At 40.4% G+C, this 19,500-nt stretch carries 18 protein-coding genes; 2 read left to right on the top strand and 16 right to left on the bottom strand.

Features of this window, described 5'->3' with window-relative positions; translation table 11 throughout:
• Positions 1-57: 57 nt before the first annotated feature.
• Positions 58-1,017 carry a D-2-hydroxyacid dehydrogenase gene (locus tag AABJ44_RS03905; RefSeq protein ID WP_338370586.1) on the bottom strand — a complete coding sequence of 320 codons (960 nt, stop codon included), beginning with the start codon at positions 1,015-1,017 and terminating at the stop codon, positions 58-60.
• 101 nt (positions 1,018-1,118) lie between these two features.
• Here AABJ44_RS03905 and galT point away from each other — a divergent pair, with 101 nt between their 5' ends.
• Positions 1,119-2,639: a UDP-glucose--hexose-1-phosphate uridylyltransferase gene (gene galT / locus AABJ44_RS03900; protein WP_338370585.1), complete on the top strand. Its 1,521-nt coding sequence runs from the start codon at positions 1,119-1,121 to the stop codon at positions 2,637-2,639.
• 28 nt (positions 2,640-2,667) lie between these two features.
• On the opposite strand, the gene AABJ44_RS03895 is transcribed toward galT, so the two are convergent.
• The 15 genes from AABJ44_RS03895 to glgX all read right to left on the bottom strand — a co-directional run bounded on the left by AABJ44_RS03895 (position 2,668) and on the right by glgX (position 18,465).
• Complete coding sequence (locus AABJ44_RS03895; RefSeq protein ID WP_338370583.1) at positions 2,668-3,162, bottom strand: dihydrofolate reductase; 495 nt, start codon at positions 3,160-3,162, stop codon at positions 2,668-2,670.
• Positions 3,159-3,716: a glycosyl-4,4'-diaponeurosporenoate acyltransferase CrtO family protein gene (locus AABJ44_RS03890; protein WP_338370580.1), complete on the bottom strand. Its 558-nt coding sequence runs from the start codon at positions 3,714-3,716 to the stop codon at positions 3,159-3,161. Before AABJ44_RS03890 ends, AABJ44_RS03895 begins: the two co-directional genes overlap by 4 nt.
• Before the next feature lie 8 nt (positions 3,717-3,724).
• Positions 3,725-4,225 (bottom strand): DUF2147 domain-containing protein, encoded by a 501-nt coding sequence (locus AABJ44_RS03885; RefSeq protein WP_074643240.1) that lies wholly within the window; start codon positions 4,223-4,225, stop codon positions 3,725-3,727.
• Positions 4,226-4,306: 81 nt separating this feature from the next.
• Positions 4,307-4,948, bottom strand: a complete 642-nt coding sequence (purN, locus tag AABJ44_RS03880; RefSeq protein WP_338370578.1) for a phosphoribosylglycinamide formyltransferase — start codon at positions 4,946-4,948, stop codon at positions 4,307-4,309.
• A 19-nt stretch (positions 4,949-4,967) separates the two neighbouring features.
• On the bottom strand, positions 4,968-6,062 hold the full coding sequence (purM, locus tag AABJ44_RS03875) for a phosphoribosylformylglycinamidine cyclo-ligase (protein ID WP_074643247.1): 1,095 nt from the start codon (positions 6,060-6,062) through the stop codon (positions 4,968-4,970).
• A gap of 155 nt (positions 6,063-6,217) precedes the next feature.
• The gene (purE, locus tag AABJ44_RS03870) at positions 6,218-6,712 is read right to left on the bottom strand and encodes a 5-(carboxyamino)imidazole ribonucleotide mutase (RefSeq protein ID WP_338370575.1); all 495 of its coding nucleotides are present in this window, start codon (positions 6,710-6,712) and stop codon (positions 6,218-6,220) included.
• A 45-nt stretch (positions 6,713-6,757) separates the two neighbouring features.
• A complete protein-coding gene (locus AABJ44_RS03865) occupies positions 6,758-7,525 on the bottom strand; it encodes a helix-turn-helix transcriptional regulator (protein ID WP_338370571.1) in 768 nt (255 codons plus the stop codon).
• A gap of 65 nt (positions 7,526-7,590) precedes the next feature.
• Positions 7,591-9,231 carry an NAD(P)/FAD-dependent oxidoreductase gene (locus AABJ44_RS03860; protein WP_338370569.1) on the bottom strand — a complete coding sequence of 547 codons (1,641 nt, stop codon included), beginning with the start codon at positions 9,229-9,231 and terminating at the stop codon, positions 7,591-7,593.
• A gap of 375 nt (positions 9,232-9,606) precedes the next feature.
• Positions 9,607-10,329: an amino acid ABC transporter ATP-binding protein gene (locus AABJ44_RS03855; protein ID WP_338370566.1), complete on the bottom strand. Its 723-nt coding sequence runs from the start codon at positions 10,327-10,329 to the stop codon at positions 9,607-9,609.
• A complete protein-coding gene (locus AABJ44_RS03850; protein ID WP_256210357.1) occupies positions 10,316-10,939 on the bottom strand; it encodes an amino acid ABC transporter permease in 624 nt (207 codons plus the stop codon). The genes AABJ44_RS03855 and AABJ44_RS03850 overlap by 14 nt, the downstream gene beginning before the upstream one ends.
• Positions 10,940-11,161: 222 nt before the next feature.
• Complete coding sequence (locus AABJ44_RS03845; protein WP_074643259.1) at positions 11,162-11,941, bottom strand: transporter substrate-binding domain-containing protein; 780 nt, start codon at positions 11,939-11,941, stop codon at positions 11,162-11,164.
• A 51-nt stretch (positions 11,942-11,992) separates the two neighbouring features.
• The gene (locus AABJ44_RS03840; RefSeq protein WP_338370562.1) at positions 11,993-12,790 is read right to left on the bottom strand and encodes a competence protein CoiA; all 798 of its coding nucleotides are present in this window, start codon (positions 12,788-12,790) and stop codon (positions 11,993-11,995) included.
• A 31-nt stretch (positions 12,791-12,821) separates the two neighbouring features.
• Positions 12,822-13,730 (bottom strand): DMT family transporter, encoded by a 909-nt coding sequence (locus tag AABJ44_RS03835; protein WP_338370560.1) that lies wholly within the window; start codon positions 13,728-13,730, stop codon positions 12,822-12,824.
• Positions 13,731-13,860: 130 nt separating this feature from the next.
• Complete coding sequence (locus AABJ44_RS03830) at positions 13,861-16,308, bottom strand: glycogen/starch/alpha-glucan phosphorylase (RefSeq protein ID WP_338370559.1); 2,448 nt, start codon at positions 16,306-16,308, stop codon at positions 13,861-13,863.
• A 21-nt stretch (positions 16,309-16,329) separates the two neighbouring features.
• On the bottom strand, positions 16,330-18,465 hold the full coding sequence (glgX, locus tag AABJ44_RS03825) for a glycogen debranching protein GlgX (RefSeq protein ID WP_338370557.1): 2,136 nt from the start codon (positions 18,463-18,465) through the stop codon (positions 16,330-16,332).
• 129 nt (positions 18,466-18,594) lie between these two features.
• On the opposite strand from glgX, the gene era reads away from it, so the two are divergent.
• Entirely contained in the window at positions 18,595-19,479 is an 885-nt protein-coding gene (era, locus tag AABJ44_RS03820) for a GTPase Era (protein WP_338371288.1), read from the top strand.
• The last annotated feature ends 21 nt before the right edge of the window (positions 19,480-19,500 follow it).

The raw sequence follows: 19,500 nt of genomic DNA, 5'->3' as shown, positions 1-19,500 counted from the left end.
GCTGCTAGTGAGGTTAAAAACAACATCGCAAATATTATTATATTTTTTTTCATTTAATTAGTATCCAAGTTTTCGGTCTACGAGATAATGCAAAGGTGCTCCATTTGTAAAGTTCTTTAGATCTTCACAGAACATCTGAACATTCTTATCTCTCGTATATGGAAGTGTCATATTTCCAGCCACATGTGGAGTGATCAAAAGATTTTTGATTTTCCACAAATGGTTGTCTTTTGGAAGCGGCTCTGTCTGGAATACGTCAAGGGCAGCTCCGGCAAGATGACCAGATTCCAATGCATCTGCAAGAGCATCTTCATCTATTGCTGAACCTCGTCCAACATTTACAACATAAGCTCCCTCTGGAAGCATGGCGATTCTCTCTCGTGAAAGAATACCACGGGTTTCTGCAGTTGCCGGAAGACTCATTGCAAGAAGATCTGTCTCTGACAAAACTGAATCAAGTTCACTAACAGGAAGTACTTTATCGTAAACAGTTTCTCTGCTTCTTCCGCTGCGACATACACCAATAATTGAAGCAGGCTCAAAAGCTCGCACTCGTTTTGCAAATGTTGTTCCGATATCACCTGTTCCAAGAACTGTAATTCTGCAGTCTTTCAGAGACCTCTGCTCACGCGGAGACTTCCATTCCCCTGCCCGTGTTTCTTCCATAAATTCATTCAGCCGTCTCATCATAACAAGAGAAACGGCAATCATGTGTTCTGCAATCGAAACACCATATGCACCCGCCGCATTTGTAAGAAGACAGTCCTCATTTGCAAAATAGCCGGGTGTCATAAGGGAATCTACACCAGCCCATGGCACACAAAGCCATTTCAGATTTTTGCTTGTCTTTACAATTGAAGGTGCAAAACCATAGATAATATCAGCATCAAAATTACTTTGAGGAATTTCTGCTTCAGCAGTATAAAAGAAAACTTCGTGTCCAAGGGTCACAGCTGTATTTTTTATAAGGTCCAGATGCTTTTGTTCAAGCATATTATTGATTACAAGAATTTTCATTTGAAACATATTATAATAATTTTATAAAAACTCCTAGCAGTTTGAATTTACAATAATAAAATTTGCATTTAGTCATATCTTATGATAGTATTACTATCACTATGAGTGTTATAAATAATATCAACAGACTTGCCGCATACGGACTTAAAAGCGGTCTTATAGAAAAAGAAGATGTGATTTTTGTAAAAAACCAGCTCCTTGCTGCCCTCAACATCGACGGTTTTGAAACTCCCGAACAGGCAGCCGAAATCCCTGAAGTAGAGATTTCAAACCTGGAAGATATCCTAAAAAATCTTCTTGATTATGCAGTTGAACATAACCTCACTCAGGGTGATGGTATTGCAGCCCGCGACCTTTTTGACACAAAGCTCATGTCTATAATGACAGACAGACCATCAAACATCAGAGCAAAATTCAACGAACTTTATAAAAAATCTCCAAAGGAAGCAACAGACTGGTTCTATAAATTCAGCCAGGACACAGATTACATCCGCCGCTACAGAATCTGCCGCGATGTAAAATGGATCAGCAAAACTGAATACGGCGACATGGATATCACCATCAACCTTTCAAAACCAGAAAAAGATCCAAAGGCAATTGCAGCTGCAAAGAATGCAAAAACAGTCGGCTATCCAAGCTGTCTTCTCTGTAAGGAAAATGAAGGCTATGCAGGCCGTTTAAATCATCCGGCGCGCAACAATCACAGAATCATTCCTCTCGAACTTGCTGGAGAAGCATGGGGCTTCCAGTATTCTCCATACGTTTATTATAACGAGCACTGTATTGTTTTTAATCAAGAACACTCTCCAATGTGTATTTCAAGAAAGACTTTTGAACGCCTTCTTGATTTTACAACACAATTCCCTCACTACACTCTCGGAAGCAACGCAGACCTTCCGATTGTAGGCGGTTCAATTCTTACACACGATCATTTCCAGGGAGGTGCTTATAACTTCCCGATGGCAAAAGCTCCAATTCTCAAGCAGATTACAATTAAAGGTTTTGAAGATGTAGAAGCTGGAATAGTAAAATGGCCGATGTCTGTTCTCCGCATTAAGAGCGCAGATAAAAACCGCCTTGTTGAACTTGCAGACCATGTACTCAAGACATGGCGAAATTACACAGACGAAGCAGCTTTTATTTTCGCAGAAACAAACGGCGAAAAGCACAATACACTCAATCCTATTGTACGCCGCCACGGTGACCTGTACGAAATGGACTTAGTTCTCCGCAACAACATCACAACAGAAGAACATCCGCTTGGTGTATATCATCCTCATGCTGAACTTCATCACATCAAAAAGGAAAACATTGGTCTGATTGAAGTAATGGGACTCGCAATTCTTCCGGGCCGCCTTAAGACAGAATTCGCAGAACTTGCAAAGGCCCTGATACAGAACAAAGACATAAGTTCTGATGAAAACCTCGGTAAGCATGCCGACTGGACAAATGAACTTAAAGAAAAATACGGTTCGTTCACAGAAAAATCAGAAGAAGAAACAATCGATATTCTGAAAAAAGAAACCGGGATTGTTTTCAGTAAGGTACTGGAACACGCCGGTGTTTACAAATGTAACGAAGAAGGCCTAAAAGCCTTTGAAAGATTTATCGCAATTTTGTAATTAAAATGGCAAAGGCAACGGCCGATAACTAAACGGCTAAGCCTTTGCCTGTTTTTTTTCTGGTATATATAACTCTGGTGTATTTTATTTTATCACCAGAAGTTTCACCAACTGTTTTTTCAAAATCATCAGCATTAAAATCAGGAAAGAAAACATCTCCATCTTCAACCATCAGCTGAACTTCAGTTATGTACATAACATCAACAAAGGGCAAAGCTTCTTTATACACACCATAACCACCGGCAATAAAAACTTTCTGACCTGCAGCAAGTTCAAGTGCTTCTTTTAACGAACTAACGGTAGTCAGGCTATCACTTTCAAATATTTTTGTTTTTGAGATGACAATTGTTTTTCGATTTGGTAGAGGATGTCCGATTTCTTCGTAGGTTTTGCGCCCCATTACAACAACATTACCAGTGGTAAGTTCTTTAAACTGTTTTTTCTCCCCTTCTATCTGCCAGGGAATCATACCGTTTTTTCCGATTACATTATTGATAGAGCGCGCAACAATTAAACCTGTCATTTTCTTATTGATCTTTTTCGAATAAGTTCTTTAACTCTTGGCCGATTATATCTTTGAGCCATAATAAATCTGCACTCAAAAATAATAGAAATAGTTCCCGTAAGAACAAAAATCCATAGTTTACCGAAAATAAATCCAAAAAGAATATATATTAGCGAACCACAAATCAAAGAAAAATGAATTGTTTCAGCAATACACATTGATTGAAGGATTCTCTCTGGAGAACTTGTTCTTAACGAAAAAGATTCCGGCTCATAAGTAATTAAACTGTCCTTCCATTTTTTTACCTGGAAAAACTTATAAATTGCTTTTTCAAAGGATTTTGTACGGAACCAGAGATTATCAGGATTAAATGGTCCTCTATGCACAATACTCAAAACTCTTGGAACAGAAGCCCGCATGAGAATGTGATAAAGCACCATCAGGAATGTAACGAACAGGAAGTATAAACGGCGATATCCCAAAGCAAAGCAAAAGATACCGCATACAATTACAATCAAAATAAGTGATGAAATAATTATTGTCTCTACTTTTTTTACTGGATTTTCAGGCATACTAATTCCTATCTAAGCCCACCAGCTTCAGCTTCACTGGCTTTTTTCCAGAACTGACTACGCCCAAAAGGTCCAACCTCACCGCGCATTTCCAAAGTATCTACCTTGTATTTCTTTCCATCTGCACCGTGATAAGTAATTCGACACTTGTATCGTTTTCCATCACCCGGATCAATAATATATCCGCCAGACCACTTACCGGCAGCATCCTTTGACAAATCCCAGATCCAGGTAGTTCCAACAGTACGCAAAGTTCCAACATCAACATTATTCATAAAGTTGTCGTAATGTTTACCCTTTCCACCATCGGCAATTACATCTTGTGGCAAATCAGCAACAGAAAGAATCTTTCCATTGAGTTTTCCCCCCTGCTCCCAGATCTGCCAGCCTGCAGTTGCCTGATTAGTCTTTTCATCATAACTAACCCAGAACCCTTCAGCAGGATCTGCTGCAAAACACATAGTTCCCAAAAGAAGAACAGCTGTAAATAAAGCAATGATTTTTTTCATCTCATCGTCTCCTATAAAATGAATATATAGATAATAGTAGATTTTAACATAGGTTTTTCTTACGGGCAACTGATTCCAGGCCTATTTCTGCAAAGTCATTTCGGCAAGCATACAAAGTCCTTCAACAATTGCCTCGTGCTCTTTAGGAGCAATACGAGCATAAAGTGTATCAGGAGTATCGTCAGGCATAACTGGAACTTTTTTCTGAATAAGGATTTTTCCGGTATCACATCCACCATCAGCAATATGAATAGTACAGCCGCTTTCTTTTTCACCGGCAGCAATAACAGCCTCATGAACGTGATGACCAAACATTCCGACTCCACCAAATTTTGGCAGCAGAGCCGGATGAAGATTTATAATTCTGTTTTCGTATTTTTTAAGAATGTCACCGGCAAGAACAGTAAGACAGCCTGCTTCAACAATAGCCTCAGCTCTGTATTTTTCACAAGCCTCCAGCATAGCGTTTGAAACAGCAAGACGCTTAGTATCGCGGTCACTAGCCTTAGCAACCTCTTCACCCATTACAGCATAAGGAGAACAGATTGCAGAAGGAATTCCAGCCTTGGCAGCACGCTCCAGAGCAAAAGCCTTTTTAGAATCAGAAATTACACAGACAATCTCATAAGGACAAGCATCGCCCTGCGCAATCTGATAATCAATCAAAGCCTGAAGATTTGTACCGCCACCACTAACTAAAACAGCTGTCTTAAGTTTTGCCATAATCAATTAGACCTCAAGATTAATCTTCGAACAAAACAGCGTCTTTCTGGCTGTTTACTTCGCCCTTAGCATATTCAACGCGGCCAATCTTGTAAGCCTTCATATCAGGACAGTAATCCTTGTGATATTTGTGAGCATTAGCATTGAACATTTCAAGAACAGCATCAGCCTCTTTTGCAGAAACAGCAAGAACAAAACCAATACCCATATTGAAAGTATTATAAACGTTATCAAAATCAGCACCACGGCGAATCAATTCACCAAATACAGGAGGAATATCCCATGAAGCACGCTTAATAACAGAAATCAACTGCTTCTTTCCTTCCTTAGCCTTTGGATACATACGTGGAATATTTTCAAAGAATCCGCCGCCAGTTACGTGAACCATACCGTGGATAGCCTTGCGGTATTTTCCGAGAACTTCCATAACAGGCTTAACATAAATACGTGTAGGTGTAAGAAGAACTTCACCAATAGTCTTACCAGTATCAGTTCCGTTTACTACAAATGGATCATTTACATTTGGAACAAGTTTGCGAACAAGGCTGAAACCGTTAGAGTGAACACCTGTAGAAGAAAGACCAATAAGAACATCACCTTCGCGGATATCCTCACCAGTAATCATATCTTTTTTCTCACCAACACCAACACCAAAGCCGGCAAGGTCATATTTACCAACATCATAGAAGCCAGGCATTTCAGCAGTCTCACCACCAAGAAGAGCACAACCAGTATCAACACAACCGTCTGCAACACCCTTTACAAGTTCAGCAGCAACATCAGCATCAAGCTTTCCGCAGGCAACATAATCAAGGAAGAAAAGAGTCTGAACACCAGAACACAAAATATCGTTTACGCTCATGGCAACACAGTCAATACCAACAGTGTCATACTTCTTCATCTGGAAAGCAACATCAAGTTTAGTTCCAACACCATCAGTTCCGCTTACCATAACAGGATTCTTAATTCCCTTAGGTACTTCGAACATACCGTTAAAACTTCCAAGCCCTGTCAAAAGCCCTGGAACAACAGTTCTCTTTACCTGTTCCTTGTACTTATCTACCGCTCGGTAACCTTCTTCTACGTCAACACCAGACTCTTTGTAGTTTGCCATTTGTTTGCTCCTTTTATTTGTATAAGGGGAAGGCCTTCCCCCGCTCTTATAGAAAATCCGTTAAAAAACGAGCTGCGCCAGCGGGTCGTTTTAGGATTGACCCCCAAAATGCACACAGACGAGCTATGCCCGGCTGTCTCCCTCAGTTATTTCTGCTAGAACTTAACGTCTAAACCTGTAGCTGCAGCGTCATCAGCCAGTTTCTTTCTGAATGAAACTAACTTTTCTTTAAGTTCAGGATACTTGATAGACAAAATCTGAACAGCAAGATATCCCGCATTCTTTGCGTTGTTAATACCAACTGTTGCAACCGGAATCTGAGGAGGCATCTGTACGATAGACAAGAGTGCATCCATACCGCCAAGACCATTTGATTTGTCAGAAACACACTCAAGCGGAACACCGATAACAGGCAAAGTAGTTTCGCCTGCAATAACACCAGGAAGAGCTGCAGCAAGACCTGCACCGGCAATGATTACCTCAAAGCCTTCTTTTTCAACCTGTTCAACTGTCTGCTTAAGTAAAGCCCCGGCACGATGGGCAGAAATGATAAATGCCTTGTATTCCACGCCGAACTCTGAGAGAATGTCGGCAGCCTTTTTCATGGTGTCCTTGTCGGACTTAGAACCGAAAAAAATCGCAACTTTCATATCAGAGTTATATCATAAAAAGAGATTCGTCACAAGCACGACGAACTATTCTTCGACCTGGTACTGAAGGAGAAGCAGGCGCAATTCTTCAATGTTCGACACATTAAAGATTTTGAAAATATCTGCAAAAATCTTTTTTACAGTTGAAAGACTTACAAAATATTTTTCGCCTATTTCTTTATAGCTTAGCTTGTTATGAATATGTTCCATCAGATAAGTTCGCTGACGTTCATTAAGATTATAATCAGAAAGCTTTATTACCGAACCAGCTGGCTTACCAATGATAGTATTATTCTCACGGACATTCTTTGGAATCAGACAAGAAAACTTTGCTTTCAGAATAGAATAAATCCATAGATAAAAAGAATAACAGAAAACTGAATATCCAATATCTATAAGCATAGCTTTAATACCATGAGTATAAGTAAGACACAGAGTAATAAAATGAATTACAAAAAGTATCCAGATAGGTTTCTTTGATTTCTCAGCCAGAAAATCTGTACATAACATAAAGATAACAGCTGCATAGAAAAAGAAAATTCCCAACTCTTCATAATGAGTTAAAATTGTGAGCTCGCTTTCAATCAGGAGAATAGCAAGCATGAGATACGAATTAGGACGGATAATATGTATGATTGTGAGACCTACACAAAGAAAATGTACAACTGGAATCACAATATTTGTATCAGCGACCTTCTCAATAATTGATTTTGGGTCACCGTTAAAAAAAAGACTTGTAATAGCTGCAATAAGTAGGAAAAATAAACCGACAACAGCAACAACCCTCTCCGAGCTGATTCTGTTACTATTCATGTTTTTAATTATAACATAAAAAAATAAATTTACCAATAACTAAATGTTATTAAAAATAACCTTGGTTATTTTATCCTAGACGTAATATGACTACAGGCATTTTCGCCATCCATAGCGCTGGAAACAATACCACCCGAGTAGCCGGAGCCCTCACCTGCAGGATACAGGCCGGAAAGTTCAGTACATTCATAGCTTTCTTTGTCCCTGAGGATTCTCACAGGCGTACTTGTACGGGTTTCAGCAGCAATCATCAAAGCATCCTTACATATAAAGCCATGCATATTCTGATCTATCTGTACAAAGCCCTTTTTTAAGCGTTCGCTTATGTGAGCAGGCAGCCAGAGTCCAAGTTCAGAAGAAACAATACCCGGAGTATAGCTTGAAACAGGTAAATCTGAAGATTTTCGGCCGGCAAGAAAATCAGTGAGGCGCTGAGCTGGAGCAGCCTGGCCGTTTCCATTTTTAAACGCAAGCTGTTCAATTTCACGGCGGAAGAACAATCCGGCCAGTTGAGGACAGCCGACTTTTTCTGCAGCCTGCATAAATTCTGCAGGAATATCCTCCGGACGAATCTCAACAACAATAGCTGCATTTGACCATTTGGAATTACGTGCTGCAGCCGACATACCGTTTACAACAATTTCATCAGGGCCAGAACTTGAAGGAACAACAAATCCGCCCGGACACATACAGAAGGAATATACTCCGCGTCCATCAACCTGAGTAGTAACTCTGTATTCAGCAGCACCAAGGCCTGCATCCGCCCCCCGCCCGTGATACTGAATTGAATCAATCAGAGTTCTAGGATGCTCTACACGAACACCAGCCGCAAAAGTCTTTGCTTCCAGAGCAGCAGGGGCTACGCGGGCAAGCATTTCATAAATATCAGAAGCGGAATGTCCCGTTGCAAGTAGTACCGCAGTCCCATGAAAATCACTCTTTTCTCCAGTAATTACATTCCGGGTTTCAACGCCGCATACGCGCAGTTTTATTTCTGCCTCACCGCGGGCTTCTTTATCATTTTCAGTAATCAGATCTGTTACACGCTTATTAAAGTGAAACTCACCGCCCAGCTCAATAATTTTATCGCGCATAGCATTTATTACCTGTGGGAGCCGGTCAGTTCCTATATGCGGGTGAGCGTCGGTCAGAATCTTTTCGTCCGCGCCAAAATAATGAAAGATTTTCAATATAGAACTGATGTCTCCGCGCTTATTACTGCGCGTATATAATTTTCCGTCCGAGAAAGTACCCGCCCCGCCCTCGCCAAAGCAGTAATTCGAGTCCGCATTTACAACATCTCGAGTACTTATTAAAGCAATATCCTTTTTTCGCTGGCGGGTCTCACAGCCGCGCTCAATTATAACTGGTTTTATGCCGCTTTCCAGAAGCTTAAGTGCACCAAAAAGTCCTGCCGGGCCCGCACCTACTATAATTACCGTATGCTTTTCATCTGCTCCGCTGCAAGATTTCCAGGCTGGATTCCATTCACCTGCAGCTTCCGGCTTTTCACCAATATAAATCTTATAACGCAAATGCAGCTTCAACTGCCCATGTCGTGCATCAATAGATTTCTTTACAAAAACCTTTTCAAACTGAGCTTCTTTTATATTATTTTTCTTGAGTTCCCTGCGGATAAGACTGTCATGAAGCGAAAGATTCTTTTCATCCTTGGCTTCAACTGTAATTGAGATTTCTTTAACCATTATTGGGAATTATAAAGTATTTTTAGACAAAAAAAAAGTTCTTAGACTGTAGACTCTCCAAACTTACAGTCCAAGAACTCTCTCACCGATGATAAACCGGTTCTCCGAATAAACTCTCTTCTTAGCAACGCTTCTGTATAAGGATAATGCTAATTGTCTTTTCATTTGTAACTTTCTTAATCTCATACTTTTTAACTTTAATGTAACTTTAATTTATGTTTATAACATACAGCGAAAATAACCTGTCGTCAATAACTTTTTTTGATATTTAACCATGGTTATACAAAAAATAACCACAGTTACCTGTAATATTACTGTGGTCATTCAATTTGTGCTGTTTGTGTGCTGATTTTTTGTATAAAAAAAGATTATTTTTTACAGGATAGATTTAAAAAACTGCTGTAAACGTTCACTTTTCGGGTGTTGAAAAAGCTCATCCGGACTGCCTTCTTCTTCAATATAACCTTCGTTCATAAACAGAACGCGGTCTGCAACCTCTCGTGCAAAGCCCATTTCATGAGTTACAACAACCATTGTCATTCCATCTCGTGCAAGATCCTTCATAACTTCAAGTACTTCACCTACCATTTCAGGATCGAGAGCTGAAGTTGGCTCATCAAAGAGCATTACATCAGGATGCATTGCAAGGGAACGAACAATAGCAATTCGCTGCTTCTGCCCACCACTCAAAGTAGAAGGATATACATTAGCTTTATCTGGCAAACCGATTCTTTCAAGTAGTTCCATAGCCTCTTTTTCAGCTTCTTCTGGAGTTTTAAGCTTAAGAGTTACTGGTGCAAGAGTGATATTCTGCAAAACAGTAAGATGAGGAAAAAGATTAAAATGCTGGAAAACCATCCCCATTTTCTGGCGGCAAAGATCAAGATTTGTCTTTGGATCTGTTAAATCATTGCCCTCAAACAGAATCTGGCCTCCATCAGGAGTCTCAAGTCTGTTTAAGCAGCGGAGAAATGTACTCTTTCCAGAACCAGAAGGTCCGATAATTACTATTTTTTCGCCTTTTTCAATTTTAATTGATACATCTTTTAATACATTCAGCTTTCCAAAGCTGATTTTAAGGTTTTTAACTTCTATCACTTTTTGCCATCCTTTTTTCGAGCATGCCGAAAAGCTTTGTAAGTCCTACAGTAAGGACAAGATAAATTGCCGCACAGGTTAAAAGCGGAATCCAGGCATTGTAAGTAGCATTACGAATCATATCTCCGGCTTTTGTCATATCCATTACAGCAATAAAGCTTGCAACAGAAGTCTCTTTTATTAAAACAATAAACTCACTCGTATAAGTTGGAAGCACAGCCTTTACAGCCTGAGGAAGAACAATCTTAAAAACAGTCTGCCACTTACTCAAACCAAGTGAACGGCCGGCTTCAGTCTGGCCCGGGTCAATTCCCTGAATTCCTGCACGGAAGATTTCTGTACAATACGCACCAGAGTTAAAACCATAAGCAAGAATTGCAACAAGAAGTCTGTTTAATCCCAATGGAGCAAAAATTACAAAATAAAAGATCATAAGCTGTGTAGCAAGAGGAATTCCACGAAGCACAGTAGTATATACCTCTGCAACAGCCTTAAGAATCTTATTTCCAGAAACCTTCATCAGAGCAAGGAGGAAGCCAATTACAGTTCCAATTATGATTGCACAGAAGGCTATGAGAAGTGTAATTCCCAAACCTTCCACAATCAGCATGTACCTCTGCCCCGAAATCATTGTGTCAATAAAAGATTGAATCATATAATTCCTTTAAAAAATAAATATTCCCGCAATTTACTGCGGGAATGTAAAAGTCGGCAGGCACAGCCTGCCTCTGATTTCAGGTTGAAAATTTATTTCAACCTGGAAAACGATGATGTCAAGGCTTTAAGCAAAGCGTGCCTTGACATCATCGTAGCCTACGTATCATTTTAGGCTTTATTTGCGAACGATGATAACCTGCTCAGACTCAAAATAAGTCTCAGAGAAATCAACGTTCTTTTTGCGCTCTTCATTTACAGACATACCAGCAGCAATGAAGTCAATTGTTCCAGACTGAAGAGCTGGAATAAGGCTGTCGAATGCCATATCTACAACTTCAAGCTTCATTCCGGCATTCTTTGCAATTTTCTGTCCCATTGTGATATCAAAACCAACAATATTCTTTCCTTCAACATATTCAAATGGAGGGAAAGCTGCATTTGTTCCGAGTTTTACAATAGAATTTCCAGAAGAACCTTCATTTGCAGGAATAACAATATTTCCATCAACAGGCATAAATGCATTTACGAGTTTCTCGTACTCACCATTTGCCTTCATATCAGAAATTGTCTTATTGATGACAGTAAGAAGATCTACATTGTCCTTTTTTACAGCAATAGCATAAGCTTCCTTATTATCAGCAAATACCTTATCACGAATAATCTTAAGATCTGGATTGCGGTCAACAATTGCCTTTGCTGGAAGTTCATCAAGAACTACTGCATCAATTGCACGATTCTTAAGATCAAGAGCTGCATCCATTCCTGTTTTGAAAGATGCAATGTTTGCACCAGCAACATTATCCTGTACCCAGGCTTCACCTGTTGTACCAGCCTGAACACCAATTTTTCTTCCTGCAAGATCTGCAACAGAATTTATTTCTACCTTTGATTTAGAGCATCCTGCAAATGCAAGAGCTGCAGCGAGAGCTGCACATACAATAGTAATTTTCTTCATATAAACACCTCGATTTATAAATATACAATTTTATGCATATATATTCAATATTTATGCATCATTATCATCCAGCCACCATTCCGGTGTAGTATCAATAAAGATACGGCACTGTGGAATTTGCTCATATCCGGTAGAAACCTTTACACTACCCGCTCTGCATTGTGAATAAGTAAAATTATCTTCAACACACAGCTGTTTCTCCAGATAATCAGGTACCATTCTTTTCTTTGCATCATACCAGTATGAATCACCGTATTCATCACCATCATGAAACAGACGTGCAGGCTCAAAATGAACAGCATCAACGTTAGTTCCACCATTCCAGTAATAAAGCCGCTCATTATACATTACATGAAGAAATTTTTCCCAATCTTTCAGATTATGATACTTTTTGATTTCTCCCCAGGAATTCGCTTTCTCATGTATTAATAATTCAGGCAAAACCCATAATACATAAATTCCAAGATGACTATACCTTTGCATTCTCTGGCGTATTAAATCACAACTAATGTCTGACTTTTGAATTTCAATAGCAACCGGAGTATCATCAATATACAAGGAAATATCAGGGCGTACATCACCCAGATTTCGTTCCAGCTCACACTTTCTGCAATTTCTAAGTTTGTTAAAATGCTCATACATTTCTTTTTTAATTCTTAAATGAATTTCTGATTCTTTAGGAATCGGACAGTCTGGATTGTCGCTGATGTGGTAAAAATGATGAACCTTTTTGTACCCCTTTCTTAAGCCAACTTCTTTTTTACAGCAAGGACAGAAAAACGGACCTTCGTTTTTAGAAGTTTCAAAAGAAACCTTTCTTTCGTTAACCGACGTTAAAGCAACTAACATAAGAGCATTCCTCCTAATATTTTTTCTTTAATTATCGGTTAAAAAGTTTATTTCCGTTCTCCGCAAGAATTACTGCAATAAAAATCAAGAAACACCCTGCAAACATTCTGGGTGTAAATGCTTCGTGAAGGAACAATGTACTGAAAAAGATTCCAAATACTGATTCAAAACCTAAAAATAAAGATGCCAGTGATGACTGAACATATTTTAATCCTATATTCTGCAGGCTGAAACAAAGCATTGAACTTAAAAGACCGAGGTACAGCATTGAAACTATAACTTTAGAATTATTCAATACTTCCAGAGGGAAATGTCCGTCTGCTATCGGTGCAGAAATCCACCCGAAAACAGCAGCAAAGAAAAACTGCAGCATTGTTATGATGATTACATCACAACCTTCCCTGTTACATTTTTCTGTCCACAGAATATGCAGCGCATAAAAAAGCCCGCAGATAAGAGTAAGCACATCACCGCGGTTAAAACCACTCCCCGCGCCTCCTCCTGCAAAATCATTTCCACCAAGAGCAAGAAGTCCAATTCCCGTCATAGACATGGCAGCCGCAATAAAAACAAAAATTGCCGGACGTTTCTTATAAAGCGGCCAGCTGATAATTGGAATCAAAATTACATAAACAGTTGTCAGAAATGCATTCTTACCGGCAGTTGTATAAAAGCAGCCGATAGTCTGCGCAAGATAGCCCATAAAAAGAAAAAATCCTGTGACAGCTCCTTTCAAAAGATGTTTTTTATCTATCAGTTTAAGTTTCTTAAAGAAAATGAGTCCCATTCCCACAGCCGCAATCGAAAATCGAATTGCCACCATATAAAACGAACCAATATAATCAAGACTATCCTTTACAACGACAAACGCAAATCCCCAGATAGCGGCGGTAAGCAGAAGGCCGGCACTGGCAAGCAGAGATACAAGTTTTTTATTCATGTGTGAAATGTACTAATTAAAGAAGGTTGGAGTCAAGACAACTATATAAAATTTCGGTTCATAAAAAAACACACAGACTGCGGGTCCCACAGTCTGTGTGTTTTTAAGACTTAGAATTTCTGAAAAAAGCTTACTTTACTTCAACCTTCTTCAAGTGCCAGATATCGCGAACGTAATCTTCAATTGTACGGTCGCTTGAGAACTTACCGGCGTTGGCTATGTTCTTCAATGCCATCTTAGCCCACTGCTTCTTATCGCCATATGCTGCAGCAATTTTTTCCTTTGCCTTGCAGTATGAATCGAAGTCTGCAAGAACGTAGTAAACGTCTGGGCGCTGACCTTCTACACCGTATACGAGAGAGTCGTGAAGTTCCTTGAAAAGCTGGTGTGTCGGATCATAAGTTCCGTCAACAAGCTGTTCAACAACTTTAGCAAGAGCAGGATTGCAGTCGAGATATTCCTGTGGATTGTATGAGTGCTCTGCTTCCATCTTCTTGATTTCTTCTGTCAAAAGACCGAATACAAAGCCGTTTTCTTTTCCAGCTTCTTCAAAAATCTCAATGTTAGCACCGTCCATAGTTCCAAGAGTGAGAGCACCGTTGAGCATGAACTTCATGTTTGATGTACCTGAAGCTTCGAGACCAGCAGTAGAAATCTGCTCTGAAACATCGGCAGCAGGGAAGATTTTTTCTGCAACAGAAACGCGGTAGTTTTCTACGAATACAACGCGAATCTTTCCGCGGACACGGCGGTCGTTGTTGATTCGCTCTGCAACTGTGTTAATCAGTTTGATGATAGACTTTGCACGGCGGTAACCGGAAGCAGCCTTTGCACCAAAGATAAATGTACGTGCAGGAGGGTTATAATCTGGATCTTCAACAAGGCGGTTGTAGATGTACATTACATGAAGAATGTTCAAAAGCTGGCGCTTGTATTCATGGAGACGTTTAACCTGAACATCAAAAATACTTTCAGGGTCAAGGAACTCATTCTGAGCGTGCTTGAGGTAATCTGCAAGAGCCTGCTTGTTTTCTGTCTTGATTTTGATGAGTTCGTTGATTGAAGCATCATCATCAATATATTTTTCAAGATCCTTAAGCTTAGACAATTCTTTTTCCCAGCCGTGACCGATTCTTTCTGTAATGAAAGCAGCAAGCTTAGGGTTAGCATTCAAGAGCCAGCGGCGCTGTGTAATACCGTTTGTCTTGTTGTTGAACTTCTCTGGATAAAGTGTGTACCAGTCTTTAAGTTCTGCAGTCTTCAAAAGCTCTGTATGGAGTTCTGCAACACCGTTTACGCTGAAGCAGGCGTGAATTGCCATCCATGCCATATAAACCATGTTGTTATGGATGATTGCCATGTGCTCGTGCTTGTAGTAATCGTTAGGGAACTTCTGGCGCAGCTCAATTACGAGACGGCGGTTGATTTCCTCAACAATCTGATATACACGTGGAAGAAGTCCCTGGAAGATTTCAATTGGCCACTTCTCAAGAGCTTCTGCAAGAATTGTGTGGTTTGTATAAGCGAATGTATGAGTTACTACATCCCATGATTCATCCCAGCTTACATTGTATTCATCAATCAAAATACGCATAAGTTCAGGAATTGCAACTACAGGGTGTGTATCGTTGAGCTGAATTACGTGGAGCTCAGCAAACTTAGAGAAATCTGTTCCGTAGTCTGCTACATAATGGCGAACGAGGTCCTGGAGCGAAGCAGAAGAGAAGAAATACTGCTGCTTGAGGCGGAGAGCCTTTCCGCTTGGACCGTTATCGTTTGGATACAAAACGCGGCTGATATTTTCTGCGCTGTTCTGGCGTTCTACGGCACGGTTATAATCCATGTTGTTGAAGAGCTGAAGGTCGAATCCGTTAGGGCTCGATGCCTGCCACAAACGCAAAGTATTTACAGTCTTTGTATCAAAACCGATGATTGGCATATCATAAGGAGTAGCTGTTACTTCTTCTGCATTTTCGATGAAGAAGCGAGGCTGTCCGTCCGGAGTTTTTCCGTAAGCAATGTTTCCGCCGAACTTTACAGTTACTGCAAGGTCAGAACGTTTGATTTCCCAAGGGTCGCGGTGCTGCAGCCAGTTATCTGGATATTCAACCTGATAGCCGTCTTCAATGCGCTGCTCGAACATACCGTATTCATAGCGGATTCCGTATCCGTGTCCAGGGTAGTCCAGGGTTGCAAGAGAATCAAGGAAGCAGGCTGCAAGGCGGCCAAGACCACCGTTTCCAAGACCTGCATCAGGCTCTTCATCTTCAATCATGTTGAAGTCTATATTCATTTCTTTAAGAACTTCATTTACAGATTCTTTGATACCGCAGTTAATGAGGTTATTACTGAGAGCACGTCCCATTAAAAACTCAGCTGAAAGATAATAAAGCTGTTTTGTAGGCTTTTTATCATACTCGTTGCGGGTTGCCATCCAGTTAGGCATAATCAATTCGAGCGCAGAAGCAGAAACCGCATCAAAAAGGTCGTGCTTATTTGCCTGTGAAATATCCTTTCCGTACTGACGGCGAAGTCTTGCTGAAAGATTCGCCTTAAACTCTTCTTTGTTGAATTCCATAATAAATAAACCTCCGGAAATCTATTTACTCATTAAAACTACAGTAGCTCCTGATATCAGAACATACCTTCTCTGCTCAGTCAAAAGCTCCTCGTTTCCTCTTTCTAATATATCATCAGGACTCTCAAACGCAGTGTCCGCAACGCGGTGCCATTTTTTGTTTCCTGGTAATGTCGGTAATGTAATTGTAAGGTCATACTGATCAAGATTTGTTGCAACGTAAAAATCATTGTCAACTTCAAGACCATCCAGCTTAAACGCAAGGAACCGATTCATTTTTGCCCAGTCTGGTACCTTTGCATTTATATCATACCATGATATTTCTGGAATTGCACCCGTCTCATAAGTATCTCTGAAGAATTTTACACGGCTGAAAATATTATGAGCACGGCGCATTTCTATAAGTCTGGAAGTAAAACGCAAAAGACCTTTATTTTTATCTGCAAGATTCCAGTTAAACCAGCTGAGTTCATTATCCTGACAGTATGCATTATTATTTCCCTGCTGGGTACGGCGGATTTCATCACCACCGAGCAGCATCGGAACTCCCTGCGAAACCATCAGGTAAATCAAAAAGTTTTTAATGGTTCTAAGGCGGGACTGTTCAATTTTTGGATTGGTACAATCCCCTTCAAAACCATTGTTATAGCTTAAATTTTCATCAGAACCGTCACGATTGCATTCACCGTTTTCTTCATTATGTTTTCCGTTATAACTTACAAGGTCATTGAGCGTAAAACCATCATGTGCAGTAATAAAATTGATGGAAGAAAGCGGTGAACGGCCATCATGATTATAACAGTCTGAACTTCCGCTTATACGGGTAGCTGCGGCAGTAGAAAGATGCTCATCACCACGAAGGAACCGTCTCATATCATCACGGAACCGGCCATTCCATTCACTCCAGCGGTTATTCCGTCCACCGGGGAATCCGCCAAGCTGATACAAGCCTGCACAATCCCAAGGTTCAGCAATTATTTTAGTTTTAGCCAGAACAGGATCATCATTTATAGCAGCTGTAAGCAGTGGCAGATCATTGGAAATAGGAGCTCCGTTCTGTGCACGGGTTAATATAGACGCAAGATCAAAACGGAAACCGTCTACATGCATTTCCAGAACCCAGTAACGCAGACTGTCTAAAATAAACTGTGCTGTAACAGGATTATTACAGTTCATACTGTTTCCACAGCCACTGAAATTCATGTAATAATTCTGATCGGTTGCAGGAAGAGAATAATAAACATCGTTTTGAAGTCCGCGGAACTCAAAGGTATAACCGCGCTCGTTTCCCTCTGCTGTATGGTTGTAAACTACATCAAGAATTACTTCAATTCCGGCCTTATGCAGAGTTTTTACCATCTGCTTGAACTCACGTACAGGTCCACCCGGACTTCGGTCTGCAGAATAGCTTGTTTTTGGGGCAAAGAATCCGATTGTACTGTAGCCCCAGTAATTTACAAGCAACTCCCCTGTTCGTGGATTTGTATTAGCGTTTTCATTTTCATCAAATTCAAAAACAGGAAGAAACTCTACGGCGGTAATTCCAAGAGACTTCAGATACTCAACTTTTTCCTCAAATCCGCGGTATGTACCCGCAATTTCCCGAGGAACTCCGGAAGTTTCTGAAGCAGTAAAGCCCTTTACGTGGGTTTCATAAATTACAGTATGCTCAAGAGGTCTGTTTAACGGGCGGTCACCTTCCCAGTCAAAAGCATCATCTTTTACTACAACACATTTCGGGAAATCAGAAAGATCCTGAAGTTCTCCGCCGATATTTCCTTCAAAGCCCTGCTTCCACTGTTTGTTATATGAACGGAAAACAGATCCAGAGGTAAATGCTTTAGCATATGGATCAAAAAGATATTTATTGGAATTAAAACGAAGTCCTTTTGGAGGAATGTATGGTCCATCAACCTTATAAAGATAAAGTGCTCCCTCTCTAAGTCCTTCTATAAAAATGTGCCATACATCGCCAGTGCGGTTTGCATGAGGATCAAACTCAACCACACGGCCAGGCTTCTGGTCATATTCACTTTCAAAAAGCACAAGGCTCACTTTTGTTGCATCACGGCTATAAATGGAAAAATTCACGCCGCTTTCAGTAAGCACCGCGCCAAAGCCCATAGGCTTTCCGTTATGAACCTTAAAATCAGTCATAATAGAATATTTTAACACAGTTATTTTCAAAATGCTAGGTTATTTTCTATTGTTGCGGGGAGAGAAATCTACTGATATAATAGTAAAAATATGAGTGATGAAATTAAATCTAACGAAAATAATGAACCTCTGCGCACAGCCGTTGTTGCAATCATAGGACGCCCTAGTGCCGGAAAATCTACCTTTCTCAACACTGCCTGCCAGGAACCTGTAAGTATTGTTTCTCCTATTCCGCAGACAACCCGAAACGCAATTAAAGGTATTGTAAATACTTCTTTCGGCCAGCTGATTTTTATTGATACACCTGGCTATCATGATTCAGAAAAGAAACTCAACCTTCGTCTTAGAAACGTTACAGAAAGCCAGCTCGAAGGAATCGACTGTGTTCTTTATGTAATTGACTCTACCCGAGCCCCTGGTGAAGAAGAGGCGAAAACTGCTGCCCTTCTCAAAGCCTTGCAGTCGAAGGTTGTTGTTGCAATCAACAAGTGTGATTTACCAGCCAGCCGCCCACTTCCAGTACGTCAGTTTGTAAGTGAACAGCTGCCAAATATTCCAGGCAGCCGCATTTTCGAAATGTCGGCCGAAAAAGATACTGGAATAAATGAAGTCCTGAAAGCACTTTATGATATTTCTCCGGAAGGAGAGCCAGTTTATGATGAAGAGCTTTACACCGACCAGGATCTTACTTTCCGTGTCTGTGAAATAATCCGTGGAGAGGCAATCAACCGTCTTCAGGATGAAATTCCTCATGCAGTTTATGTTGAAGTTGCAGATATTGAGCACCGCAACGAAGGAAAGAAATTATGGATCCGCGCCTTCCTCTGTGTTGAACGCGAAAGCCAGAAGGGAATCGTAATCGGAAAAGGCGCTTCAAAAATCAAAGAAATCAGAACTGCTGCTGTGCGAAAACTCAGCGAAATTTATATTCAGAAAATTGACCTTGATTTACAGGTCAAAGTAGATAAAAACTGGAGGCAACGAGACTACACACTTAACCGCTTGATTCCGTAATTCACTTTTATGTAGCCATTT

The sequence above is a fragment of the Treponema bryantii genome (genome assembly GCF_036492245.1).
Taxonomy (GTDB): Bacteria; Spirochaetota; Spirochaetia; order Treponematales; family Treponemataceae; genus Treponema_D; species Treponema_D bryantii_C.
Note: the sequence above shows the minus strand (reverse complement) of the source record. Positions and strands in the feature narration are given on the sequence as shown.